Here is a 24111-nt window from a genome sequence, read left to right on the forward strand (position 1 = left end):
CGTGGACGCCGCTCGCCTCAAGCAGAGCTGGTCGGTGGTCGCCGGTCACGGCGACCAGGTGCCGCTCTACTTCTACTCGACGTTGTTCCTCGCCCATCCCGAGACGCGGCAGATGTTCCCCACGAACATGGCTGGTCAGCGGGACCGCCTCGTGACCGCGTTGGGTCACATCGTGTCCAACGTGGACCAGGTGGATCGGCTGGTGGGTTTCCTGCAGGATCTCGGCGCGGATCACCGCAAGTTCGCGGTCCGCGCGGAGCACTATCCGGCGGTCGGTGAGGCGCTGGTGGCGACGTTGCAGCATTTCCTCGCCGAGCAGTGGACCGACGAGTTGGCTGCGGACTGGACGGCGGCGTACGGGTTGGTCGCCCAGGTGATGGTGGAGGCCGCGCAGGCCGCTGAGGCGGTCAATCCGCCGTGGTGGGTGGCGGATATCATGGCGCATGAGCGGCGGGCGTTCGACGTGGCGGTGTTGACGGTGCGTCCGCAGTATCTGTTGCCGTTCACGCCGGGTCAGTCGATCGGGGTGTCGCACCCGTCGGTGCGGTCGTGGCGGTACTACTCGCCGGCGAACGCGCCGCGGGCGGACGGCACGTTGGAGTTGCATGTGCGGGCCGCGCCGGGTGGTGCGGTGTCGTCGCGGCTGGTGTACGGGTCGGCGGTGGGGGATCGGGTCCACCTGGCGGCGCCGGTGGGGGACCGGCTGGGGTTGTGGGCGGCGGGCTCCAGTGACCTGTTGCTGTTGGTGTCGGGTACCGGCTGGGCGCCGATGAAGGCGTTGGTGGAGCAGGTGGCCGCGGAGGGTTCCCGCCGGCGGGTGGACCTGTATGTGGGGGCCCGGTCCCGTAGCGAGTTCTACGACAGCGATGCGATCGACAAGTTGGCGTCGTCGTATCCGTGGTTGACGGTGACGTACGTGGTCGGTGCCGACGTGCACCGGCCGGGGGAGTTCGTGCAGGCGGTGGACCGGGCGTTGGCCGACGGTGACTGGCGGTCCCGGCACGTGTTCGTGTGTGGGTCGGACGAGATGGTGTCGCACGCGGTGCGGACGTTGGTGCAGGCGGGCTACCACGCGGGTCAGGTGCACCACGAGGGCCTGGGCGCGCAGTGGTACGGCCCGGCGTGGCGCACGGCGGTGCAGCAGTCGGCTGCGGGTGGCACTTCGGGAGGTGGGCACAGGTGAGTGCGACGCCGATCAGTCGGTATGACGGGGTGCAGGTGTCCGGCGGTGTGCAGGTGCGGATGACCGCCGACCGGGTTCGGCGGTGGGAGTTCGGTGCGGCGTCGTTCGCTCGGCGTGGTTACGACAACGCTGATGTGGACCGGTTCCGGGTGCAGGTCGCTGACGAGTTGGACCTGTTGGCGACGCAGATCGCGACGTTGCGGGCGGAGAACGAGCGGCTGACCGACCGGGTGGAGTTGCACCGGCACGGGGTGATCCCGAGTACGGGGGCGGCGGCGAAGGTCCCGGCGGCGCGTGAGGTGAATCTGCTGTCGGCGGCGCAGCGGGAGGCCGAGCAGATCATCGCGCAGGCGCATGACTACGCGCGTCGGGTCGCCGAGTACGCCCGGGTGCAGTACGAGAGTTACCTGCACGCGGCGGAGGCGGAGGCGAAGCAGGAGGCGGAGCGTGCGGTGGCGGAGTACCGCAGCGCGGCGGGGTCGAGCTTCGACGACACGGTGGCGACCCGGGAGGCGTTGCGGATCTTCGGCGAGATGATGGTGTCGCACATGCAGGCGGCGGCGCGGCATCTCGACGACGGCAGTGAGCAGTTGGCGCGCACGATGGATCGGATCGCGGCGGAGACGCCGGGGGCGCCGTTCGTGGGTGGCGTGGCGGGTCAGTCGGCGTTGCCACGGCACCAGCAGCGCTGAGTCGCCGGGTGGGGTGCGCTGACGTGGACCTCACCCGGCGCGCTGGCGGCGGTGGCATAGTCGGAAAGGTCAGGCGGGGTTGACCGGTGGCCCGCCCCGGGGAGAGGTGCCGTCGTGTCGGTATCACCGTCTCCATCCGGCGGATCGGCGGACCCGCTGACCGCGTTGGAGGCGTCGGCGTGGGCGCTGGCGGCCGCTGTCGGCACCATGAGTGACGCCCTGTCGGCCCCGCTCGCCGAGGTCCTCGCGGCGTCGCCGCACCGCAGCGCGGTACTGGAGGCCGCCGGTCTGCTGTCCTGGGACGGCGGGACGCCGGTCGCGCACCCGTCGCTGGTGCCTGCCGACGGGCCGACCGGGCGCAGTGCGGTGCAGGCGCGGTTGAGTTCGCTGCGGCAGGCGGTCGCCGCGGCGGCGCAGGAGCCTTCCGGCGGGGGTGGCGCGGGCTGGGCGCAGGTCGACGACGAGGTGTTGCTGCATCAGGGTCGGGCGTCGGCGGCGACCGGCCGGGCGTTGGCGACCCGGGTGGTGCCCGAGTTGGCGGGGCTGGCGGAGCGCTTGGACTCGGCGGATGCCCGGGTGCTGGACGTGGGCACCGGTGTGGCGGCGTTGGCTGTCGCCCTGGCCCGCGCGTTGCCCCGGGTGTCGGTGGTGGGCATCGACGTGCTGCAGCGGGCGTTGGACCTGGCCCGCGGGGAGTTGACCGAGGCGCGCGACGTCGCGGACCGGATCAGTGTGCGCCGGCAGGACGTCGCGGACGTGGCCGAGCCGGATGGGTATGACCTGGTGTGGGTGCCGGCGCCGTTTCTTCCCCAGCAGACGTTGGCGCTCGCGTTGCCCCGGTTGGTGCAGGCGCTGCGACCCGGTGGCTGGCTGGTGGCCGGCACCAATCCGCCGGCCGGGGACCCGTTGCGGGCGGCCGTCGACCGGTGGAACGCCGTCCGCAACGGCGGCAACGCCTTCGACGCCGACCGGATGGCGGAGGTGCTGGCGGGGGCCGGGTTGGGTGACGTTCGGCGTTTTCCGACCGTCCCCGGTGGGCCGGTGTTGGTCGCCGCGCACCGCCCGGGCGGCTGAGGGCCGCACCTGGTGTGCGGGTGTCAGCCCCTGCGGCGCGACGGGTCGGTCAGCTGGCGGCGGCGCGGACGGCCTCGACGATCGGGGTGGGTCCGTCGACGAGTTCCAGTGTCGCGCCGGTGGTGCCCGGTTCGTCGAGCAGCGCGGCGAGGACGTGGGCGACGTCGGTGCGGCTGATGGCGCCACTACCGGCGTGTGGGGTGAGGGTGACCCGCCCGGTGGGTGGGTCGTCGGTGAGCCGGCCGGGTCGCAGCACCGTCCAGGCCAGGTCGCGGCGGCGCAGGTCGTCCTCGGCGGCGCGTTTGGCGCGCAGGTACGCCGCCCACACGTCGTCGGTGCCGGGGGCGGGTGGTGTGTCCACGCCCATGGAGGAGACGAGCAGGTAGCGGTGGACGCCGGCGTGGGTGGCGGCGTCGGCGAGCAGCGCGGCGGCGGCCCGGTCGACGGTGTCCTTGCGGGCGGCGCCGCTGCCGGGGCCCGCGCCGGCGGCGAAGACCACCGCGTCGGCGCCGTGCAGGTGCTCGACCACCTGTTCGGGCGGTGTGTGTTCCAGGTCGCAGACGACGGGGGTGGCGCCGGCGGCGCGCAGCGTCGCGGTCTGCTCGGGGTTGCGGATGAGGCCGACGGCGGTGTCGCCACGCTCGACGAGGTGGCGTTGCAACAGGAGGGCGATCCTGCCGTGGCCTCCGGCGATGACGACGCGCATGCGCCCAACCTACCGGCGCCGGGGGTGTGGGCGGCGTCATCGGCTTGACCTTGACCTTCGGGCAACCCTGAGCCTGGTGGGTGCCGGTCGCCGTGACCGGCGCGAGGAGGATGTCGACGTGGGGCTGATGACCATCGGGGCGTTCGCCCGGGCGGCGAGGCTGACGCCGAAGGCGTTGCGCCTGTACGACCAGGGTGGGCTGCTGGTGCCGGCCGCTGTCGATCCGGAGTCCGGTTACCGGCTCTACGACCCGGCTCAGCTGCCGGTGGCGCGGCTGGTCGCCCAGTTGCGTCGGCTCGGTATGCCGCTGGCGACGATCCGGGTCGTGTGTGACCTGGAGCCGGCAGCGGCGGCTGAGGCGGTAACCGCGTACTGGCGGCAGGTCAGCGCCGACACCGCGGCCCGCGCCCGGCTCGCCACCCTCCTCGTGGACCACCTGTCTGAAGGGGGTACCACCATGTCTGACCCGGATCCCACAGTTGTCGTTCGCTCTGCCGCCGGTTGTGACACCGGGCTGGTGCGCGACAGCAACGAGGACACCGCGTACGCGAGCGAGCGGCTGCTCGCCGTGGCCGACGGGATGCGGGGGCCCGGCGGCGCGGCCGCCAGCGCCGCCGCCGTCGACGCCTTGAAGCCGTTGGCCCTGACCGACGTGCCGGGCGCGGACCTGCTGACGATGCTGGGTGGCGCGGTGAGCGCCGCCGACAGTGCCGTGCACGGGTTGGCCACCGACACCGACCAGCCCGTCACGACGCTGACCGCGCTGCTGCTCAGCGGTTCCCGGCTGGCGCTGGTGCACGTCGGTGACACCCGGGCCTACCTGCTGCGCGGCGGTGAGTTGTCGTTGCTCACGCAGGATCACACCTGGGTGCAGACCCAGGTCGATCAGGGTCGGCTCGATCGGGACCAGGCCGCGACGCATCCGCAGCGCGCGGTGCTGGTGCGTGCCCTCGGTGGCGGCCGGCAGGTCGAGGCGGATCTGGCGCTGCGTACCGCGGTGCCGGGTGACCGGTACCTGTTGTGCTCCGACGGGTTGTCCGCGGTCGTCGACCGGGCCGTGTTGGGGTCGGCGTTGGCCGCGACGGACGATCCCGAGGACACGGTGCGGGCGCTGATCGATCTGGCGCGGGCCGAGGGGGCGCCGGACAACATCGCCTGCGTCGTCGCCGACGTCGTCGCCGCATAGCCGGCGTCGCCGACGTCCTAGTTTGACAGCCGTCCTGGCCGCATGGCCGTCGTCCGCGCCGGGTGGGGCCGCCCACCCGGCGCGGGGCTCGGCGTCAGCGGCCCGGTTGAGGCAGCATGGAGAGGTGATGGAGAGCTTCGACGCGTTGACCTCGCTGGTGGCCGGTGGTGGGGTGGTGGTGCTCAGCGGCGCCGGCCTGTCCACCGAGTCGGGAATTCCGGACTACCGGGGGCCCAGCGGGGTGGCGCGGCGGCACACGCCGATGACCTTCCAGGCGTTCACCCGCGATCCCCTCGCGCGGCGCCGCTACTGGGCGCGCAGCCACCTGGGCTGGCGGCTGATCGCGGGCGCGGCGCCCAACGCCGGGCACCGTGCGGTGGCCGGGCTGCAGCACGCCGGGCTGGTCGACACGGTCATCACCCAGAACGTCGACGGTCTGCACGGTGCGGCCGGCAGCCCGTCGGTGATTGAGTTGCACGGTCGCCTGGACGAGGTGACCTGCCTGGACTGCGGCAACCTGACCTCCCGGGAGGAGCTGCACCGGCGGCTGCGCGAGGCCAACCCGGAGTTCGTGGCCCGCGTCGCCGCCGTCAACCCGGACGGTGATGTTGATCTCCCCGATGAGCAGGTGGCGGCGTTCCGGCCGGTGGACTGCGGGATCTGCGGCACCGGGATGCTGAAACCGGACGTGGTGTTCTTCGGTGAGACGGTGCCGCCGCAGCGGGTGGCGCGGTGTTTCGCGGCCGTGGAGCAGGCTCGCGCGTTGCTGGTGCTCGGGTCGTCGTTGACGGTGATGTCGGGGCGCCGGTTCGTGATTCGGGCCGCGAAACGGGGCATCCCGGTCGCGATCGTCAACCAGGGGCCGACCCGGGGTGACGGTCACGCCACCATGTGCGTCGACGCGCCGCTGGGGGCGGTGCTGCCGCAGCTGGCCGCGCGGGTCGGCGCCGGGGCGCCGCTGGGGGTCTGACGGGCCCAGCCCGGGTGGGAGCCCCGGCCCCGAAGGTGGGACATCAGCCCCCGGGGGTAGGACATCTGCCGGAAACACCGACGCTGGTAGCGTTGACCACGCCGGTAACACCCACGTGGGAGAGACCGCCCGACAGCACGCAGGGCGGCGCCGAAGGGGCAAATCCTCCCCGGAACCTCTCAGGCAAAAGGACCTCGTGGGCAGGCGCTGTGGAGTGCCCCTGTGGGTGCGACAGAGGGGGAGGCCGACACGTCGACCTCGCCCCGGGAGTGCCCCTGATGACCGTAGAGCAGTTCGCCACCCGTCACATCGGTCCCGGCCCCGACGATGAGCGTCGGATGCTGGAGGTCGTCGGGCACGACTCGATCGACGAGCTGATGGACGCCGCGATCCCCGAGGTGATCCGCTGGCACGGCACCCTCGACCTGCCCGAGGCGGCCACCGAGGCCGAGACGATCGCCGAGCTGCGGGCCCTCGCGGCACGTAACACCGTCGCCGTCTCCATGATCGGGCTCGGGTACCACGGCACGCACACCCCGGCGGTGATCCGCCGCAACGTCCTCGAAGACCCGGCCTGGTACACGGCGTACACGCCGTACCAGCCGGAGATCAGCCAGGGCCGGCTGGAGGCGCTGCTGAACTTCCAGACCATGGTCACCGACCTGACCGGCCTGGCCACCGCGAACGCCTCCATGCTCGACGAGGGCACCGCGGCGGCGGAGGCGATGACCCTGGCGCGGCGGGCCTCCAAGAGCAAGAGCGGCGTGTACGTCGTCGACGCCGACGCGTTGCCGCAGACCATCGCGGTGATCACCAGCCGGGCCGAGCCGCTCGGCATCGACGTACGGGTCCTTGACGTCGAGCGTGACGAGTTGCCGGAGGAGTTCTTCGGCCTGCACCTGCAGTATCCGGGGGCGTCCGGGGCGGTACGCGACCATGCCCGCCTCGTGGAGGCGGCGCACGCCGTCGGCGCCCTGGTGACCGTGGCGGCGGACCTGCTGGCGTTGACGCTGCTGCGGGCACCGGGGGAGATCGGCGCGGACATCGCCGCCGGCACCACCCAGCGTTTCGGCGTACCCATGGGCTTCGGTGGGCCGCACGCCGGTTACCTGGCGGTGCGGTCGGGCCTGGAGCGGATGCTGCCCGGGCGCCTCGTCGGGGTGTCGCGCGACGCGGACGGCAACCCGGCCTACCGGCTGGCGTTGCAGACCCGTGAGCAGCACATCCGCCGGGAGAAGGCGACCAGCAACATCTGCACCGCGCAGGTGCTCCTGGCCGTGATGGCCGGCATGTACGCCGTGTATCACGGCCCGGACGGGCTGCGCGCCATCGCGACGCGTACCCATGCGATGGCGGCGCGGCTCGCGGCCGGGTTGCGCGCCGGTGGGGTGGACGTCGCGGACGTCGCGTTCTTCGACACCGTCACCGCGACCGTGCCCGGGAGGGCCGCCGAGGTGGTGGCCGCCGCCGCGGAGCGTGGTGTCAACCTGCGTTTGGTCGACGCCGACCGGGTGGGGGTGTCCTGCGACGAGACCACCACCGACGCGCACCTGGCGCAGGTGTGGGCGGCGTTCGGGGTGCCCGCGTTCGACGGCGACGCGGACGCGGCGCTGCCCGTCGACCTGATTCGCGGTAGCGACTTCCTCACCCACCCGGTGTTCCGCAGCCACCACTCGGAGACGGCGATGCTGCGCTACCTGCGGCGGTTGTCGGACTTCGACTACGCCCTGGACCGGGGCATGATCCCGCTCGGGTCGTGCACGATGAAGCTGAACGCGACCACCGAGATGGAGCCGGTCAGCTGGGCGGAGTTCGCGAACATCCACCCGTTCGCCCCGGACGCGCAGACCGTCGGGTACCGGGAGATGATCGGTCAGCTGGAGTCATGGCTGGCCGAGGTGACCGGGTACGACGCGGTCAGCGTGCAGCCCAACGCCGGTTCGCAGGGTGAGCTGGCCGGCCTGTTGGCGATCCGCTCGTACCACGCGTCGCGGGGGGAGACGCACCGCGACGTCTGTCTGATCCCGTCGTCGGCGCACGGCACGAACGCGGCGTCGGCGGTGATGGCCGGGATGCGGGTCGTGGTGGTGGCCTGCGACGACGACGGCAACGTCGACCTCGTCGACCTGGACGCGAAGATCGACAAGCACCGCGACGCGCTCGCCGCGATCATGGTGACGTACCCGTCCACGCACGGTGTGTACGAGACGGGCATCGCGTCGCTGTGCGCGAAGGTCCACGACGCGGGCGGGCAGGTGTACGTCGACGGGGCGAACCTCAACGCCCTGGTCGGGTTCGCCAAGCCCGGCAAGTTCGGCGCGGACGTGTCGCACCTGAACCTGCACAAGACGTTCTGCATCCCGCACGGCGGCGGCGGCCCGGGGGTGGGCCCGGTGGCGGTGCGCGCGCACCTGGCGCCGTTCCTGCCCGGTGACCCGCTGGGCGCGCACGTCGACGCCACGCCGGCGATCTCGGCGGCGAAGTACGGGTCGGCGGGGATCCTGCCGATCCCGTGGGCGTACCTGCGGATGATGGGCGCCGAGGGGCTGACCCGGGCCACCGGTGTGGCGGTCCTCGCGGCGAACTACGTGGCGGCGCGGCTGCGGGGACACTTCCCGGTGCTGTACGCCGGCAACAAGGGCCTGGTGGCCCACGAGTGCATCCTCGACCTGCGGCCGTTGACGAAGGCGACCGGGGTGAGCGTCGACGACGTGGCGAAGCGGCTGATCGACTACGGCTTCCACGCGCCCACGATGTCGTTCCCGGTGGCGGGAACGCTGATGGTGGAGCCGACCGAGAGCGAGGACCTGGCCGAGCTGGACCGGTTCTGCGACGCGATGATCGCGATCCGCGCGGAGATCGAGCAGGTGGGTTCCGGGGCGTGGCCGGCGGGGGACAACCCCCTGGTAAACGCGCCGCACACCGCGGCGATGGTCAGCGGTGACGAGTGGTCGCACGCGTACCCGCGGTCGGTGGGCGCGTACCCGGCCGGGGTGGACCGGGCCGGGAAGTACTGGCCGCCGGTGCGGCGCATCGACGGCGCGTACGGCGACCGGAACCTGGTCTGCTCGTGCCCGTCGCCGGAGGCGTTCGAGGACTGACGACGCCGCAGCCGGTCGAGACTGACGACGGCGCGCCGGGGCGGGCGGTACGGCCTGCCCCGGCAGCCGCTGCGACCTGGGCGGGGACGTCCCTTACCGGGGGACTAGCCTGGGTCGACGGCGGCTAAACGGTGACGCTGAGTGGTCGGTCAGGCCACGAGGGCGTGGCGGGCGGGGCCACGGTGCGGTGCGATGCTGCTGCCGTCGGGAAGCAGCTCGCCGGTGTCCTCGAAGACGATGACACCGTTGCAGAGCAGGCTCCAGCCCTGCTCACGGAAGCAGGCGAGGACCCGCGCGGCTTCCCGGTCGGTGGCTTCAGCGGAGGGGCAGGTCGGTTGGTGCTGGCACATCGGGTTCTCCGGACTGTGGGGGCACTGTGTCATGGTTCACATGACCAGTGACGCACAGTACCAAGCGAAAGTGTCCAGCATCGAGCAGGTGCCCGCCTGGTGCACGGGAAATCCACTGAACGGATGAGGAAGGTTGGACCGTACGGCGTGGAAACGCTCCCAAAGGTGTGCGCCGCGAGCAGCGGCCCGGCTGCGACCGCCGCGAGCAGCGGCCCGGCTGCGACCGTCGATGTACCCGCCGCGCCGGCCGCGTGCCGGGGCGCGCTGACCGAACGCGCCCGCCTGCACTGGTCCCGCGGCGACGGCGGCGACCCCGCGGCCCTCGCCGAGGAGTTCCTCGCCGCGCACGGCCTACCCCTGCACGACCTGACCCGACCCGCCACCGGCCAGCACGGCACCGGGGTCTGCGGCGCGGCGCTGTACCTGTCCGCCGCCGCCGGGGCGCTGCTGGCCGGCGCACCCACCGGGGCGCCCGAGCCCGCACCGGCCCTACCCGACCTCGTCGTCGTGGTCTACCAGCACGGCCCCACCCGGTTCACCCGGCCCGGACCACCGCCACCGTGGTGGCTCGGCGACTGGGCCGAGAGCTGGACCCCCGCCCAGCACGCCGACGCCGTCGACGCGGTCCGCGCCGCCATCGGCCGCGGCGACGTCTACCAGAGCAACCTCGTCGGCCACGCCGCCGCCCCCTACAGCGGCGACCCCCTGCCCGCCCTGAAGCGCCTCGGCGCGCTGCCCGGCGCCCGCTACGGCGGCGTCCTCACCGGCGACGGCTGGGCCATCGGCTGCGCCTCCCCGGAAACCCTCGTCGAGGTCACCGACGGGCAGGTGATCACCCGACCGATCAAGGGCACCCGCCCGGCCACCGCCATCGGCCGCGCCGAACTGCTCGCCAGCGCCAAGGAACGCGCCGAACACATCATGATCGTCGACCTGGAACGCAACGACCTCGCCCGCATGGCCCGCACCGGCACCGTCACCGTCGACGAACTGTTCGCCGTCCGCCGCTGGTGCGACCTGTGGCAGGCCGAATCGACAGTGCGCGCCGCCGCCGCCGACGGCCTCGGCCTCGCCGACCTGCTGCGCGCCACCTGCCCCGGCGGCTCCGTCACCGGCGCCCCGAAACTCGCCGCCCTGACCCAGATCAGCGCCCTCGAACCCGTCGGACGCGGCGCCAGCATGGGCGCGCTGGGCTGGGTCACCCCGGGCCACGTCGACCTGGGCCTGACCATCCGCACCGCCGCCGCCGACGGCCAACGACTGCACACCTGGGCCGGCGGCGGCATCACCTGGGACAGCGACGCACACGCCGAGGTCGCCGAGGCCGCCGCGAAGACCACCCCGATCCGCGCCACCCTGGCCGGGCGCTGACCGCGGCACCAACGGCGATACGCTGAACCCCATGACCATGCGGCCCATCCGGATCATCGGCGACCCTGTCCTGCGCACCGGATGCGAACCGGTCACCACCTTCGACGCCGAGCTACGCGCCCTCGTCACCGACCTGATGGACACCCTGCTCGGCGCCCCCGGCCGCGCCGGCGTCGCCGCACCGCAGATCGGCGTCAGCGCCCAGGTGTTCGTCTACGACGCCGACGGGCACCGCGGCCACCTCATCAACCCCACCCTCGAACTGTCCGACGAACTCCAGGACGACGAGGAGGGCTGCCTGTCCATCCCCGGGCTGTACTTCCCGACCGTGCGGGCCCTGCACGCCACCGCCCACGGCGTCGACCAGCACGGCGAGCCACTGACCATCACCGGCAGCGGGTTCCTGGCCCGCGCCCTGCAACACGAGACCGACCACCTCGGCGGGCGGCTCTACGTCGACACCCTGCGCGGCGACACCCGCCGCCGCGCCCTGCGCGAAATCCGCGCCGGGCGCTTCGACTCACCCAGCCGCCGCGGCTAGCTCACCCACTGGTCGTGGCCCAGCTTCGCGACCAACGCCACCACCACCACCAGCAACACCACCCGCACAAACCCGGAGCCGCGGCGCAACGCCATCCGCGCCCCCAGCACCGCGCCGGCGATGTTGCACACCGCCATGCCCGCGCCCAGCAGCCACCACACGTGCCCGGTCGCCGCGAACACCACCAGCGCGCCCAGGTTCGTCCCCGCGTTGACGACCTTCGCCATCGCCGAGCCGTGCACGAAGTCCGCGCCCACGAGGGCGGTGAACGCCAACACCAGGAACGTGCCGGTGCCCGGGCCGATCAACCCGTCGTACAGGGCGATCCCCACCCCGGCCACCGCGATCACCGCCGCCACCCGCACCGTCGTGCGCTTCGCCGGCACCGCGACCACTCCCATCCGGGGACGCAACAGCACGAACGCCGCCACCGCCACCAGCACCACAAGGACGACCGGCCGGTACGCCGACGCCGGCACCGCCCCGGCCAGCGCCGCGCCCACCCCCGCGCTGAGCACCGCGAGCCCCGCCGCCGGGCCCGCCACCCGCCAGTCGACAGTCGTCCTGCGCGCGTACGTCGCCGCCGCCGTGGCCGTGCCGAAGATCGCGGCCAGCTTGTTCGTGCCCAGCGCGGTAGCCACCGGCAACCCCGGGGCGGCCACCAACAACGCCGGCAGCAGCAACAACCCGCCACCACCGACCACGGCATCGACCCACCCGGCCATCGCCGCGGCGGCCAGCAGAGTACTCAGCGTCACGGCGTCCACGGGCGGCAATTCTGCCCACCCGACACGCCGCAACGGGCACCGAGTGGCCAGCCTCACCCGCTCACCGACCCCGCGTACGCCGCAACCACACCCCCAGTGCGCCGACCGCCACGAACACCAGCACCGAACACAGCAACACCTTCACCACCCGGCAACCATGCCACGGGCACGTAAGGTGCAGGAGTGCGCCTGGCCACCTTCAACCTGCTGCACGGACGGTCCCTCACCGACGGGCTCGTCGACTCCGACCGACTCGCCGCCGCCATCGGGGCCCTCGACGCGGACGTGCTCGCCCTGCAGGAGGTCGACCGCGACCAACGCCGCAGCGGCAACCTCGACCTCACCGCCATCGCCGCCCGCGCCCTCGGCGCACCCCATCACCGCTTCGCCGCCGCCGTCGTCGGCACCCCCGGCGAACAGTTCCGCCCTCTGCGCCACGAAGACGACGGCCACGGGGAGCCCTGCTACGGCATCGGCCTGATCAGCCGACACCCCGTCCGCAGCTGGCAGGTCACCCGACTCAAGCCGGCGCCGGTGCGCTCACCGGTCTACGTGCCCGGCCCCCGCGGCGGTCTCATCCTGCTGCACGACGAACCCCGCGTGGTCCTCGCCGCCGTCCTGGACACCCCGCACGGCCCTCTCACCGTCGCCGCGACCCACCTGTCCTTCGTGCCCGGCTGGAACGCCCGCCAACTCCGTCAGACCGTCCGTGCCCTGCGCGCGCTACCGGGGCCCCGCGTCCTGCTCGGCGACCTCAACCTGCCCGCCGGCGCGGCCCGCCTCATCTCCGGCTGGCACCCCCTGGGCCGACTCCCCACCTACCCGTCCGGGCAGCCCCGCGTCCAACTCGACCACATCCTCGCCGACCGACACGCCCTCGCCGCCCTCCCGCCGGTCCGCGCGGTCACCGCGCCGTCGTCCACCATCAGCGACCACCGTCCCCTGCTGGTCGACCTCGGCTGAGCATCATCGCCCCATCGCGCCTCACGAATGTCCCGGGTGGGCTCCGCGCCATCGCCGCGCACCACACGGGCGACACCATCACCGAGGTCGAGCTCTTCGAGGGGTACGCGCACCTGCTGCCCGCCCAGCCGGAGTCGGAGTCGGGAGCGGGCCACCAAGACGCAAGATTCCCTCAAGATCATTGCATCGACGGACTTCGACGATCATGCTGGTCGACACGCCACGATCAACTCGTCGGAGGCCACATGAGACGCCAGCGACAAACCCTCATCGCCGTGTCCACCCTCATCGCCCTCACCCTCACCACCGCAGCAACCCCCGCCAACGCCCAAACCGCCGCACCACCCGACCAGGTCGCCGCCCTCACCGCGCACCAGGCCGACGGATACACCACCCTCGCCTGGCGACCCGTCGACGGCGCCACCGACTACCAGATCGAACGCACCCCCGTCGACGCCGACAACACCCCCACCGGCGCACCCACCATCGTCGGCATCTGGCGACCCAACCGCCAGATCAACCAACAGGCACCCACCTTCGCCGACGCCGGCTACAACCCCGGCGACACCTTCCAATGGCGCGTACGCGCCCGCACCGGCACCACCGAACAGCCCTACTCCGACCCGGTCACCGCCACCACCACAGCACCCTGGGGCAACCCCACGACCCCCGGCGAGCAATTGCGCACCGGCTGGGAAACCACCCACGCCGCGCAGTACACCAGCGACACCGACGAGTACGCGTACACCGCCGCCATCGACGCCCTCAGCGACCGCGTACGCGTCGTCGAACTCGGCCGCACCGTCCAGAACCGACCCATCAACATGATGGTCATCGGCCACCCCACCCCGGCGGCCACCCCGCAAGCCGTCGCCGCCACCGCACCCGTGGCCATCAACTGCAACGTGCACGGCAACGAACCCGGCGACCGCGAAGCCTGCCTCATCATGGCCCGCCAACTCGCCTTCAGCACCGACCCCCGCATCACCGACCTACTCAGCCACACCACCGTCCTGATCGTCCCCACCATCAACGGAGACGGCCGCGCCAACAACACCCGCGGCAACTCCACCGGCCAGGACCTCAACCGCGACTACTCCCTGATCCGCCAACCCGAAACCACCGCGTACATCACAATGGTCCGCGACTACCGACCCGTCGCCGGCTACGACGGCCACGAGTTCGGCAACTCCCGCGCCGGCGACCTGCCGATGCTGCCCCCACGGCACCAGAACGTCGCCCAACCCATCTTCGACCAGTCCCAGGACATGATCGAAGGCCACATGTACGCCAAGGGCGCCGAAGCCGGCTGGTGGGCCTGCCCCTACGGCTGCGAAGGCGGCGGCAACGTCGGCCTCAGCGAGGAAACCATCCTGCGCAACACCCTCGGGCTCAAGAACGTCACCAACTCCCTGCTGGAACTACGCAGCTCCGGCGGCCAGACCCGCCCCGACGAGGGCAACACCGCCAACAACAGACGCCGCAAGACCTACTCCGCCCTGTGGACGTTCCACCAGTTCCTCGACTACCACCGCGCCGACCGCGCCGACATCCTGACAGCCCGCAGCGAAGCCATCGAAACCCAAGCCGCCAACACCGGCCGGCTCGTCTTCCGCGGCTCCCGCCCCATCCCCGCCCACCCGGCACCGCACCCCGGCGACAGCCCACCACCACTCGACGCGCCCCCCACCGACCTGATCCTCGACAACCCGCCCTGCGCCTACAAACTCACCGACGAGCAGTACAACGGCGCCCGCACCGACGGACCCGGTGGCGTCGGCACCACCGTCGCCCAGCGCATCGCCGCCCACGGCTGGAAGGTCATCACCATCGGCGACGACCACTACGTCCCCCTCAACCAACCCGAACGCGGCCTCATCCCCCTGCTCCTCGACGGCAAGGGCGTGGAGAAGCTGACCGACGGCGAACGCGTCTATCCCACCCTCACCGGCCGCCGCAACGGACCCCTGACCGTCACCGGCTTCACCTGCGCCGACAACGCCACCATCAACGGCCCGGTCACCGTCCGGGCCGGCGCGGCACTCGTCACGACGGCAACCACCATCAGCGGCCCCCTCACCGCCACCGGCGCCGCCGGCATCCTCCTCGCCGACAGCACCATCAACGGCCCGGTCCGCATCGCCACCACCGACACGATCTCCATCATCGACGCCACCATCGCCGGCCCCGTCGACCTGTCCGGCAACACCACCGCCACCGACGCACCCGTGCTGGCCGGCACCACCATCCGCGGCCCGCTCAACTGCACCGGCAACAACCCCACCCCGCACAACCTCGGCATCGCCAACACCGTCCACGGCCCCCGCACCAACCAGTGCGCGGCACTGTGACCGACCACTAGCGAGCCATCACGCCGGCGGCGCGGACCCGACACCCGCGCCGCCGGCACCCCACCAGCAACACCGCACCCCGTGGAGGCCGCCGTGTCGCACCCCGCCACCGCACCGCGACACCCCCGACGATCCCGCGGACCGCACGGCGCTCGACGCGTCCGCCGGACGCTCGGCCTGCTCCTGCCGACCCTGCTGCTGGCCGCCTGCACCGGCAGCCCCGCAGCCCCCCGCGCGAACACCGCACCCCAGCCCACCGGGCCACTCTGCGCCGCCCTGCCCACCGGCACCGACCCCGGCAACCCGAGCTTCCTCGCCGGGCAACCCGTCGAGGCGGCGCTGCGCTGGATCCCCACCCTCACCACGTTCGAAGCGGCACTGCGCACCAGCGGCGTCCTCACCGACCTACCCGCCGGCGACGGCGTCACCCTCCTGGCACCCTCCGACGACGCCTTCGCCGCCACGTTCTCCGAGGACAACTGGGACGACCTCATGACCCACCACACCGACCAGCTCCGCACCCTGCTGAAAGCCCACCTCATCACCGGAAACCACCCGATCGCCGACCTCACCACCGCCGGCACCGCCACCACCCTCGACGGAGTCACCGTCACCGTCACCCGCACCGGGCCCACCGCCCGCCTCGGCGACCGCGCCGACACGGTCTGCGCCGACTACCAGGCCACCAACGCCCGCATCCACATCATCAACGCCGTCCTCGGCCCCCTGCCCGCCACCGCCGACGGCACCGGCCACCGCGCACACTGACCACCCTCACCCCGGCGGCACCAGACCCGCCAGCGCGCGGTTGGTCCGGTTGGCGCGGACCGCGTCACGCTGCTGCCCGGCCGTCACCTCGATGTACGTCTGCGACGACGCCAACGACGCGTGCCCCAACAACCGCATGATCTCCGCCGCGCTCGCACCGTCCTCCGCCAACCGGGTCGCGAAGGTGTGCCGCAGCGCGTGCAGCCGCGCACCCCGCGGCACCCGGTCACCGATGCCCGCCCGCCGGTAACACGACTCCACGAGATACTGCAGGCCACCACGGCGCAACGGCTCACCACGCCGATCCACCAGAAACGGCGAGTCGGGGCGTACCGACCGCGAACCGAAGCGCCGCACCCGACTGTCCAGGTAGTCCCGCAGCACCCGGTCCAGATCCGCCTCGATCGGCACCACCCGAGGCCGCCCACCCTTGCCCGCCACCTCGACCCGCCGCTCACCGGACAGGCCGCCGAGCGAGTCGACGCGCAACGCCAGCAGCTCCGACAGACGCAGCCCGGCGCAGAGCGCCACAGCCAACACCGCCACGTCCCGCTCCGGCCACGGGTCGCGTTGCCGCCCGTCGTCCCGCGCGGCGGACGCGAGCAGCACCTCGGGGGTGTCCGCGCCGCGCAGCGGCTTCGGCTGGGGGAGTAGCGCCCGAGGCCGCCCAACCGCCGGCATCGGATTGCCCGCCACGAACCCGTCAGCGACCAGGAACGTGAAGAAACTGTTCCAGGTGGACCAGGCCCGATGCACCGACGCGGGCGCCCGGGGGGCGGCGAACCGGGCGAAGGCCGCGCGCATCACCCGGGGGGAGAGGTCAGTGATCGACAGCGCGTCCAGGGGCAGGGGAGGGGTGGCATCCGCCGCGACCAGAGCCGCGATCGTTCGCAGATCCCTGCGGTACGCGGCCAGGGTGTGCGGGGAGGGCTTGCGGGTGGCCCGTGCGGTCAGGAACTCCTCGATCAGCACCGCGAGCGATTCGTCCTGTTTGTCATGCATAAGGGATATTATGCATGATTTTCGTGTTGCCGGGAAGTGGGTGCACGAGGGGGAGAGCGGCCTCATTCCGGACCGCCGCGAGCACGGCCGGAGCCGATGAAGAAGCACGTATCGTGCGCGACATGACGTCGGTCGCCGCCATCTGTCCCACCTGTGGTCGACCTGGCACGCCCATCGTGTACCGGGACATCGACGGTCCGACAGATCTGGTCTGCTGCGAGGGGCACCGTTGGCGGGCCGCTGGCCGAGCCGGGTGGGCTCCATATGCGTCGCCCGCCGCCGTCGACCGCGACCCGCAGGACGCAACGACACCGATGGAGCCCGTGGACCTCAGCAAGGACGGGCGGACCTGGCGGATCGGCACGGCCGGCGACGTCGCCTGGCTCGCCGGACGGACCACACAGGGTCTGTCGGTCACCACGGCGATCCCGCCGGTGTTCGAGGCGTACGGCACCTTTCACCCGCCCGCCGGGGTCGGTCTCGACGCCCACGAACGCGCGGCGATCAACGAGTTGGTGGCGTGCACGCCGGACCAGCCCTGGTGGCTGGGCTTTCTCGACACCGGCGCCCACGACGTCGTCTTCCCGCACGCCCCAAGGGTGTTTCTCTACTGGGACTGGCCCTACGTGCTGGTCCAGGCCGGGCCGGAACAGGCCCTCAACTGGCGGGCCGGTCACATGCGCGGCAACGGGGCGCTGCCCGACCTGTTCTTTCCGGCGGATCGCTCCTGGCTCGTCTCCGCCCTGTGGGACGACACCTGGACCGACATCGGCGCCAGCGGTGCGGTGCTCGCGGCCCTGCGACGTAACCCGCTGGTCAACGCGCGCCTCGTCGGCCCGGACGAGGACGCGTGCCCGCCCGGCCTGACACGCGACTGACCCCGTCGGTGAACGGCGAGGGGACCCCCAGAAAGCCTCTACTTTACATAATGTGCATTATCGAATCAGCATCCGAGTTCGAGGAGTAGCCGTCAGAGCTCTTCACCAGTGGTGTTGTCACTTCTCAATCGTCCTGAGCCATTGTCAACAACTTGAGCCATCTCCTGAGTCTTCTCATTTACTTGAGCCACGGCGGGCGCCCCGTCCCGCTTGGGATTCTGCCCCCTTCGCTGCGTGACGGGCACGGACTGTTCATCCTCCGCCGGGCCGGCCGTCACCCGCCAGGTGATCGTTTCGTCCGAAGGGGAACGTCGAGGCACTCATATGCGGCCGGGTCGTCGGAGAGTGCGGCTCCTCCTCCCCCGATCCGGGGGCAAGAGCGCTGTCGGGTTGAGATCCCGAACAGCAACCGGGAGATCCGCCCGCACCCGTACCTGCTGATCGTGGTCGAGCTCGCCGATCTGATAACGGCCCCCCACGACGTGCATGGGGTCATGGGACATCACTCCCTTACCGAACTATCCGGCGAGGGCGAGCGCCGTTCGCTGGGTGACTCGCCATGCGAACAGCAGGCGGTCGCTCTTGCTGGAGTTGCATGACCCGCAGGCCCACGCGAGGTTGCCGATGCTGTGACGTCCGCCCAGCTTGAGCGGCACGATGTGGTCGATGCTGGTCGGCGCGGCGAGGCGGCAGTACGCGCAGAGGCCGCCTTGGCGCGCCAGGAGTCGCGCTAGGTCCCGCTCGGTAATGAGGTTTGCCTTCTCCCGGGCCAAGGCGCTGCGGCGGCGCATGTTGTGCCTGATGCCGTTCGGCCCGGCGGTCCAGCTCGCATCGGCGCACCCGGAGCTACAGAAGACTTTGTGCTTGCCGGCTGATCGGTTGACCGCCCCGCCGCACCAGGGGCAAGCGGCTCCGTTCAGGCGCGGCGTCCACGGACGATGCCTGAACCCCAGCGGGTCGCCGTACTTCCGAAGACGCTGGTAGTGGGAGCCGCAGTACCCGACCGCCAGGACAGGGTTGGGGCACTCGTCGATGAAGCACGTCTCGGCTCGTGGCTGCGGAGTCGGCCGAGCCAGCTCCCGCCAGTTCTTGCCCCACTTCCTGGCGAGCTGGTAGTGCCCATGGCAGAGTTGCTTGGCATAGTGCTCGCGCTCGCAGCCACCCTCGCCGCACGTCGGCTTCGGCTTCCGCGCCGTGCCCAGCGGGTCTCCGGTGCGCTTCCACTGCATGTAGTGCTTCCGGCACCAGCCGCGAGCGAGGAACCTGCCGTCACAGCCTTCGATCTCGCAGAGCCTCACTCATCTCCTTCCGTGGAGGAGGTCATGATCATGCCAGCGGGTTCTGACAACCTCCACCGTCCGCGTCACTGGGCGATGCCCAGCGCCCGCTGGTAATCCGCGGAGGCGGACTCGGACTCGGTCTCAGTCTCGGGCTCGTGGTGTTGCCGGTCCTCCAGGTCGGCGCCGTTGGCGTGGGTGTGGGTGGTGGTCTTGGCTGTTCCTCCGCTCGTCATAGTCCTACGGCCGTGAGAGCGTTGGAGGTTACTCGGTCGACGTCTTCCATGTAGCCAGCCAGGGTGGGGGAACCGTCCTTCCACCCGCCGTGGCGGCCGATGCGGATCTGATCGTGGCCGGCCCGGCGGGCCTCCGTGGCGAAGCCTCGGCGCGGGAGTGGCCGCTGAACACCGACGCGGCGTCGATGCCGGCGGCGAGGGCAGTCCGCTGAACGATGATGGCCACGGCCTGGCCGCTGATGCGCCCATCGGCCGAGCCGCGGCCGTGCGGGGCGCGGCCGAGCTGGCCGTGCTTGTCGATCCGGACGTACGCGACACCCTGAAAAGCGTCCTGCGGGCTTACCGCGGTCGCGAAGCGCGGCGGCTACGCGAGCGGTTGCAGCACAGCGATCCAACAGCATCGGATGCAGATAACTGCTGATCGGCACTATCCGACTCGGCCGGCACCCGTCGTTGCCAACGCTGCACGCTCCTCGCGTAGGCCTTACGGATATCTGCCGCGATCCGCGCGTCACCTTGCGTGACGGGCGCGCGGTCGATGCTGGGCGCGCGGTCTTGCCGATGAGAGTAAGGGAATCTCGCTTGCATGGCTTCTGGTCGTAGCCGGCCAACGCGCGAGGCTGGCAAGGTGTGGAGCGTTCGCAGCAGCGTGTCCACGATCCCGGCTGCACCGATGATCTCCGGGGGATCCGTAGTCCATACTTCTGACCGGCATAGGCAATCTCGCCCGACAGCCAAAGGGGATCCAAGCGTGACGAGACCGCTTCGCTTCGGGGTCGTTGCCCCACTCATAACCGACCTGCCGACATGGCTGGCCAGGGTGCGCCGCATCGACGATAGTGGCTACTCGACGCTGCTGATGCCAGATTTCCCGCTGCTGCAACCGGCGCCGAGCCCCACTTTGGCCACCGCCGCGGCCCTGACCGACCTGCGAGTGGGCACCTGGGTGTGCGCCTCCCCGCTACGCCCGGCCTGGCTGACGGCGTGGGAGGCCCACTCGCTGTCGCAGCTCACCGACGGACGCTTCGAGCTGGGCATCGGCACCGGCCGGCCGGGAATCAACGACGAACTCCGCGACAAGGGAATGCCTGCCGTCCCGCCGAACGAGCGACTGGCTCGGATCCGCGACACCGTCCGCAGGCTGCGAGATTTCGACGGCCCCGACCGGCACACGCCGGTGGCGATGGCAGTTCGCGGTCCGAAGGCCCGGGCGCTGGCGACCGAGGTCGCAGACACAGTCACCTTCGTGCAGGCGCCGGATGAGTCCCGGGCCGAGGTCACGCGGCTGGCACGCGAGATGCTCGCCGTCCGCGACGTCGAACTCGCGAATGCGGTGGCGGTCATCGGTGACCGGGTTGCGCCGTACATGGCGCCTCCCGACACGCACACTGCCGCAGCTCGCGGGGCGGACTCGCTGGTCACGCTTCCGGAAGATCCGGGAGCCGCCGCCGAGGAGATTCAGCGGCGACGGGAAGAAATCGGCTTCTCCTACTTCGTCATCGGCGCCGACTTCGCCGACACGTTCGCTCCGGTCGTATCCCAGCTCGCCGGGCAGTAGTTCGCCGGCGGGGAATGACGGCGGCGGATACTCCGGTTTGGAGTGTCGATACATGAGGGAGGCGACACATCATTACGACACCCAACGTTCTGCCGAAGGCGAATTCTCACGATAAGCCGGCCGGTAAGGTCGGCAACATCCGCTCATGCCGCGATCCGGGCGCTCCATCCCTCGTCGCGGTAACACACTGTAGTCAGCTGGCATGGTCATCCGGTGGATCTGATCAGACTATCCGCCGCTACTGTCGGACGCGAGCGCCGTTGACTGGTTGACGTAGTCGTCGACTGCCCGGAGCTGGAATGCACCTATTCTTCGCAGACGCGCGTCCCGTACTGCTACGCGCCGCCGATGATCGGACAGGTCGTCGGCAGCTACCCCAACCGGCGGCATCCGTTATGCCGACGGTGCGCGGGCACCACCGGCCCCGTGACGATCTGGGCACGATGCGACTACAAGCTTGCACCTGGCCCGAGATAGCGAGAGCCATGACTCTTCCGGGATTCTCACTAACTTGGGCCACTGCAGATCAAGGGCCGCCCGCGTGGCCTAGGTCAACTGAGAAGTGACAAACGTGCGCAAGGCCCTAACATTGCCCGGGTGATCGGGGATTTCGTGGAGCGGCTTCTGCACGACATGGCCACCCTCGACCCTTGCACGGCGGTGGTCGACGCTGGCGAACAGGACGTCGACGGGCTTACCGACTACGGCCCCGAGGGCCACCAGGCCCGCGCGGAGCGGGCCGCCCTCGCCCTGCGCGAGATCGAGGCACTGCCGGCCGGGACCCCGCTACACGCCCACCTCGTCGAACGGCTGCACACGCGTGTCGCCTTTCACGACGCCGGAGAGGATCTGCGCGAACTGCACGTGGCGGCCACCGGTCCCCTTCAGCTCATCCGCCAAGCCGTCGAAGCCGCGGTTCCCGGCCGCGACGCCGAGAACGCTGCCTTCGAGGAGGGCTGGGCTCGTGTCGGCGCACGCATGGCCGCGATCCCTGCGGCCCTGGACGGGTACGCCCGCAGCCTCCTACTCGCCGCGCAGCGCGGCGATGTGCCGGCGCGCCGTCAGGTGGAGCTCGTCGCGCAGCGCTGCCGTGCCTGGACTGACGACGATGCTGCCCTGGTGGATCGCTACGGCGAGGGGCGTCAGCGGGCGTCGTTGCAAGCCGCGGCAGCGGGCTCGCGAGCGGCGTACCAGAAGCTCGCCGAGAGGCTGACCGTCGACCTGGCACCGCGGGCGGTTGAGGAGGAGGCGTTCGGTCAGCAGCGGTATGCGCTCTGGGTGCGTACCTTCCTCGCGGCCCAACCTGACCTGCGCGAGCTGTACGAGTGGGGTTGGGAGGAGTTCCGAGCGACAGAGGCAGAGCTTCTCGCTGAGGCGGAGGCCCTGGGCGGGAGCGTGTCGGAGGTGCTCGCCCGGCTCAACAGTCCCGACGCACCTGGCACGCTGCACAGTAGGGAGGCGTTCGCTGCGTGGCTGCAGGACCTGTTGGAGTCGACTACCGAGAGGTTGGACGGTGTCTACTTCGACATCCCCACCCCGCTGCGGCGCATCGAGTCGCGGTTGACCACGTCGTCCGGCATTGCCTACACAGGGCCGTCACGGGACCTGGCGCGGCCGGGTCGGGTCTGGTGGTCGGTCCCGGAGGGGGCAGCGACATTCCCTACCTGGTACGCCTACAGCACCGCCTTTCACGAGGGGGTTCCCGGCCATCACCTCCACCTCGGCGCGGAAGCCTGCCGGGGAGGCCTCGGGCAGCGGCTGAACCTGCTCGGCGGCCTCTCCGGGAGTCAGGAGGGCTGGGCACTGTATGCCGAGCGATTCATGGACGAGCTCGGGCTGTATGAGCAGCCAGGTGCTCGATTGGGGTACCTGTACATGCAGCTTCTGCGGGCCGCGCGGGTCGTGCTCGACATCGGCCTGCACCTGCGGCTGGCGATGCCCTTCGGCGATGGAGCCGTGTGGACGGCGGACGCGGCGCTGACGCTGTTGCGGAATCGCTGCCATCAGGGGTCCTACGCGTCCGCCGAGCTTGCGCGTTACCTGGGTCGGCCTGGGCAGGCGTTGGCCTACAAGGTGGGTGAGCGCGTGTGGCTGGCCGGCCGTTCGTCCTTCCCTGGCGACCGGCGCGCGTTCCATCGTCAGGCGCTGGAGTTGGGCTCGATGGGCTTGGATCAGTTGACGGTGGCCTTTCGGGGTGACCGAGCACCACTCGCGGATCGCAGTGAAACACGTCAGGGACCGCGTAGATAGCCGGACAAGGTCCGCTCCCCCAGCTCGGGCTGTCAGATGTGCGAACGGCGCAGCCAGTCCTGCGTGAGCGAGCGCAGCAGAGCGGGTTGTTCGTACGGCAGGTAGTGCCCGGCCGCGTCGATCACGGTGTAGGTGCCACGCGGGTAGTGGCGCATGGCGTGGAACTGGTCGGCGTACCCGACGATGTGGTCCTGCCGGCCGGTGATCACGCTGACCGGGCTGTCGAAGACGACCTCGGTGTTCTCGTCGGGTAGCGCGTAGTCGGGGCCGCTCTGCAACTCCTGTTGGAATGTCGGGTCACCGGGGCCGCCGGAGTTCAGTGCGGTGAGCACCGTCGCGACGACCCCTGGGGTGCGGTGACCCAGGGCGGCGTCCAGATGTGGGTGCAGTTCGGTGGGAGCGGCGTCGAGCCAGCCCGTGGGTGCTTCGAGTGGTGGGTCGTCGGGCAGGTTGCGGCTGTGGCGGGCGATGGTGACTCCGGGGCAGATGAGGAGCAGGCCGCGGACGAGGTCGGGTCGTTGGCGGGCAATGCCGGCGGCCAGGTACGCGCCGTAGGAGCCGCCGGCGAGCAGGACTGGCGTGTCGAGGTGGTGGTCGAGCCAGGCGCAGACGGTGTCCAGCACTGCCTGGGAGGTGGGTGGGCAGTGTGCGGGGGTGTCTCCGTGGCCGGGTAGGTCCAGGTAGATCTCTCGTAGGCCGGTGCCGGCGAGGGCGGGGTGGAAGGCAGCGGCCGTGGCGGCGCGGCTCATGCTGAACATGGGGAGGCACACCACCGCTGGTCCGGTCTCCGCCGTGTGGTCGAACGCCAGGTTCATCGGGAGTCCTCGCTGGGGTTGTCGGTGGTGGTGTTCAGGTTCAACGTCTCATGCCGGGCGGGCCGCGGGTGA

General features: G+C 71.3%; 22 protein-coding genes and 1 riboswitch. Of the genes, 15 read left to right on the forward strand and 7 right to left on the reverse strand.

What is annotated here, in order from left to right:
• The first annotated feature begins 1 nt into the window (after nucleotide 1).
• From ACGF3C_RS26990 to ACGF3C_RS27000, 3 genes are all read left to right on the forward strand, one after another.
• On the forward strand, nucleotides 2–1183 hold the full coding sequence (locus tag ACGF3C_RS26990) for a globin domain-containing protein (protein WP_393226384.1): 1182 nt from the start codon (nucleotides 2–4) through the stop codon (nucleotides 1181–1183).
• Entirely contained in the window at nucleotides 1180–1875 is a 696-nt protein-coding gene (locus tag ACGF3C_RS26995) for a DivIVA domain-containing protein (RefSeq protein WP_393226387.1), read from the forward strand. The genes ACGF3C_RS26990 and ACGF3C_RS26995 overlap by 4 nt, the downstream gene beginning before the upstream one ends.
• Nucleotides 1876–1989: 114 nt before the next feature.
• Entirely contained in the window at nucleotides 1990–2949 is a 960-nt protein-coding gene (locus ACGF3C_RS27000; protein ID WP_393226390.1) for an SAM-dependent methyltransferase, read from the forward strand.
• A gap of 49 nt (nucleotides 2950–2998) precedes the next feature.
• Here ACGF3C_RS27000 and ACGF3C_RS27005 read toward each other — a convergent pair whose 3' ends face one another.
• Nucleotides 2999–3655, reverse strand: a complete 657-nt coding sequence (locus tag ACGF3C_RS27005) for an SDR family oxidoreductase (RefSeq protein ID WP_393226393.1) — start codon at nucleotides 3653–3655, stop codon at nucleotides 2999–3001.
• Between the two features lie 118 nt (nucleotides 3656–3773).
• On the opposite strand from ACGF3C_RS27005, the gene ACGF3C_RS27010 reads away from it, so the two are divergent.
• The 3 genes from ACGF3C_RS27010 (at nucleotide 3774) to gcvP (ending at nucleotide 8912) form a co-directional block, all read left to right on the forward strand.
• Nucleotides 3774–4841 (forward strand): MerR family transcriptional regulator, encoded by a 1068-nt coding sequence (locus tag ACGF3C_RS27010; RefSeq protein WP_357233225.1) that lies wholly within the window; start codon nucleotides 3774–3776, stop codon nucleotides 4839–4841.
• A gap of 127 nt (nucleotides 4842–4968) precedes the next feature.
• The gene (locus tag ACGF3C_RS27015) at nucleotides 4969–5811 is read left to right on the forward strand and encodes an NAD-dependent protein deacetylase (protein WP_393226396.1); all 843 of its coding nucleotides are present in this window, start codon (nucleotides 4969–4971) and stop codon (nucleotides 5809–5811) included.
• A 106-nt stretch (nucleotides 5812–5917) separates the two neighbouring features.
• A riboswitch (glycine riboswitch) is annotated at nucleotides 5918–6016 on the forward strand.
• Between the two features lie 73 nt (nucleotides 6017–6089).
• On the forward strand, nucleotides 6090–8912 hold the full coding sequence (gene gcvP, locus ACGF3C_RS27020) for an aminomethyl-transferring glycine dehydrogenase (protein ID WP_393226399.1): 2823 nt from the start codon (nucleotides 6090–6092) through the stop codon (nucleotides 8910–8912).
• Nucleotides 8913–9061: 149 nt separating this feature from the next.
• Here gcvP and ACGF3C_RS27025 read toward each other — a convergent pair whose 3' ends face one another.
• Nucleotides 9062–9262 carry a DUF5999 family protein gene (locus ACGF3C_RS27025; protein ID WP_007460326.1) on the reverse strand — a complete coding sequence of 67 codons (201 nt, stop codon included), beginning with the start codon at nucleotides 9260–9262 and terminating at the stop codon, nucleotides 9062–9064.
• Between the two features lie 123 nt (nucleotides 9263–9385).
• On the opposite strand from ACGF3C_RS27025, the gene ACGF3C_RS27030 reads away from it, so the two are divergent.
• Together ACGF3C_RS27030 and def are read left to right on the forward strand one after the other, a co-directional pair.
• A complete protein-coding gene (locus tag ACGF3C_RS27030) occupies nucleotides 9386–10633 on the forward strand; it encodes a chorismate-binding protein (protein ID WP_393226402.1) in 1248 nt (415 codons plus the stop codon).
• 31 nt (nucleotides 10634–10664) lie between these two features.
• Nucleotides 10665–11174, forward strand: a complete 510-nt coding sequence (def, locus tag ACGF3C_RS27035) for a peptide deformylase (RefSeq protein WP_387349180.1) — start codon at nucleotides 10665–10667, stop codon at nucleotides 11172–11174.
• Here def and ACGF3C_RS27040 read toward each other — a convergent pair.
• Complete coding sequence (locus ACGF3C_RS27040) at nucleotides 11171–11941, reverse strand: TSUP family transporter (protein ID WP_357233722.1); 771 nt, start codon at nucleotides 11939–11941, stop codon at nucleotides 11171–11173. The two genes, def and ACGF3C_RS27040, sit on opposite strands and share 4 nt — an antisense overlap.
• A gap of 183 nt (nucleotides 11942–12124) precedes the next feature.
• Between ACGF3C_RS27040 and ACGF3C_RS27045 the strand changes: the two genes are divergently transcribed.
• The 3 genes from ACGF3C_RS27045 to ACGF3C_RS27055 all read left to right on the forward strand — a co-directional run bounded on the left by ACGF3C_RS27045 (nucleotide 12125) and on the right by ACGF3C_RS27055 (nucleotide 16023).
• On the forward strand, nucleotides 12125–12904 hold the full coding sequence (locus ACGF3C_RS27045) for an endonuclease/exonuclease/phosphatase family protein (RefSeq protein ID WP_357233724.1): 780 nt from the start codon (nucleotides 12125–12127) through the stop codon (nucleotides 12902–12904).
• A 245-nt stretch (nucleotides 12905–13149) separates the two neighbouring features.
• Nucleotides 13150–15255 carry a M14 family zinc carboxypeptidase gene (locus tag ACGF3C_RS27050; protein ID WP_393226406.1) on the forward strand — a complete coding sequence of 702 codons (2106 nt, stop codon included), beginning with the start codon at nucleotides 13150–13152 and terminating at the stop codon, nucleotides 15253–15255.
• Nucleotides 15256–15348: 93 nt separating this feature from the next.
• Nucleotides 15349–16023, forward strand: coding sequence for a fasciclin domain-containing protein (locus tag ACGF3C_RS27055; protein ID WP_393226408.1), 675 nt, complete (start codon nucleotides 15349–15351; stop codon nucleotides 16021–16023).
• 6 nt (nucleotides 16024–16029) lie between these two features.
• Here ACGF3C_RS27055 and ACGF3C_RS27060 read toward each other — a convergent pair whose 3' ends face one another.
• Nucleotides 16030–17025: a tyrosine-type recombinase/integrase gene (locus ACGF3C_RS27060; protein WP_393226410.1), complete on the reverse strand. Its 996-nt coding sequence runs from the start codon at nucleotides 17023–17025 to the stop codon at nucleotides 16030–16032.
• Nucleotides 17026–17339: 314 nt separating this feature from the next.
• Here ACGF3C_RS27060 and ACGF3C_RS27065 point away from each other — a divergent pair, with 314 nt between their 5' ends.
• Nucleotides 17340–17903, forward strand: a complete 564-nt coding sequence (locus ACGF3C_RS27065; protein WP_393226412.1) for a hypothetical protein — start codon at nucleotides 17340–17342, stop codon at nucleotides 17901–17903.
• Nucleotides 17904–18421: 518 nt separating this feature from the next.
• Here ACGF3C_RS27065 and ACGF3C_RS27070 read toward each other — a convergent pair.
• Nucleotides 18422–19201, reverse strand: a complete 780-nt coding sequence (locus ACGF3C_RS27070; protein WP_357230810.1) for an HNH endonuclease signature motif containing protein — start codon at nucleotides 19199–19201, stop codon at nucleotides 18422–18424.
• Nucleotides 19202–19266: 65 nt separating this feature from the next.
• The gene (locus tag ACGF3C_RS27075) at nucleotides 19267–19416 is read right to left on the reverse strand and encodes a hypothetical protein (protein ID WP_393226414.1); all 150 of its coding nucleotides are present in this window, start codon (nucleotides 19414–19416) and stop codon (nucleotides 19267–19269) included.
• A 157-nt stretch (nucleotides 19417–19573) separates the two neighbouring features.
• Here ACGF3C_RS27075 and ACGF3C_RS27080 point away from each other — a divergent pair, with 157 nt between their 5' ends.
• From ACGF3C_RS27080 to ACGF3C_RS27090, 3 genes are all read left to right on the forward strand, one after another.
• Nucleotides 19574–19837, forward strand: a complete 264-nt coding sequence (locus tag ACGF3C_RS27080) for a hypothetical protein (RefSeq protein ID WP_357230804.1) — start codon at nucleotides 19574–19576, stop codon at nucleotides 19835–19837.
• Between the two features lie 330 nt (nucleotides 19838–20167).
• The gene (locus ACGF3C_RS27085; protein ID WP_393226416.1) at nucleotides 20168–20974 is read left to right on the forward strand and encodes an LLM class flavin-dependent oxidoreductase; all 807 of its coding nucleotides are present in this window, start codon (nucleotides 20168–20170) and stop codon (nucleotides 20972–20974) included.
• Between the two features lie 597 nt (nucleotides 20975–21571).
• Complete coding sequence (locus tag ACGF3C_RS27090) at nucleotides 21572–23224, forward strand: DUF885 domain-containing protein (RefSeq protein ID WP_393226418.1); 1653 nt, start codon at nucleotides 21572–21574, stop codon at nucleotides 23222–23224.
• Between the two features lie 32 nt (nucleotides 23225–23256).
• On the opposite strand, the gene ACGF3C_RS27095 is transcribed toward ACGF3C_RS27090, so the two are convergent.
• Nucleotides 23257–24039 (reverse strand): alpha/beta fold hydrolase, encoded by a 783-nt coding sequence (locus ACGF3C_RS27095; protein WP_393226419.1) that lies wholly within the window; start codon nucleotides 24037–24039, stop codon nucleotides 23257–23259.
• Nucleotides 24040–24111: the final 72 nt, after the last annotated feature.

It is taken from the genome of Micromonospora sp. NPDC047762 (assembly GCF_043204655.1).
Taxonomy (GTDB): domain Bacteria; phylum Actinomycetota; class Actinomycetes; order Mycobacteriales; family Micromonosporaceae; genus Micromonospora.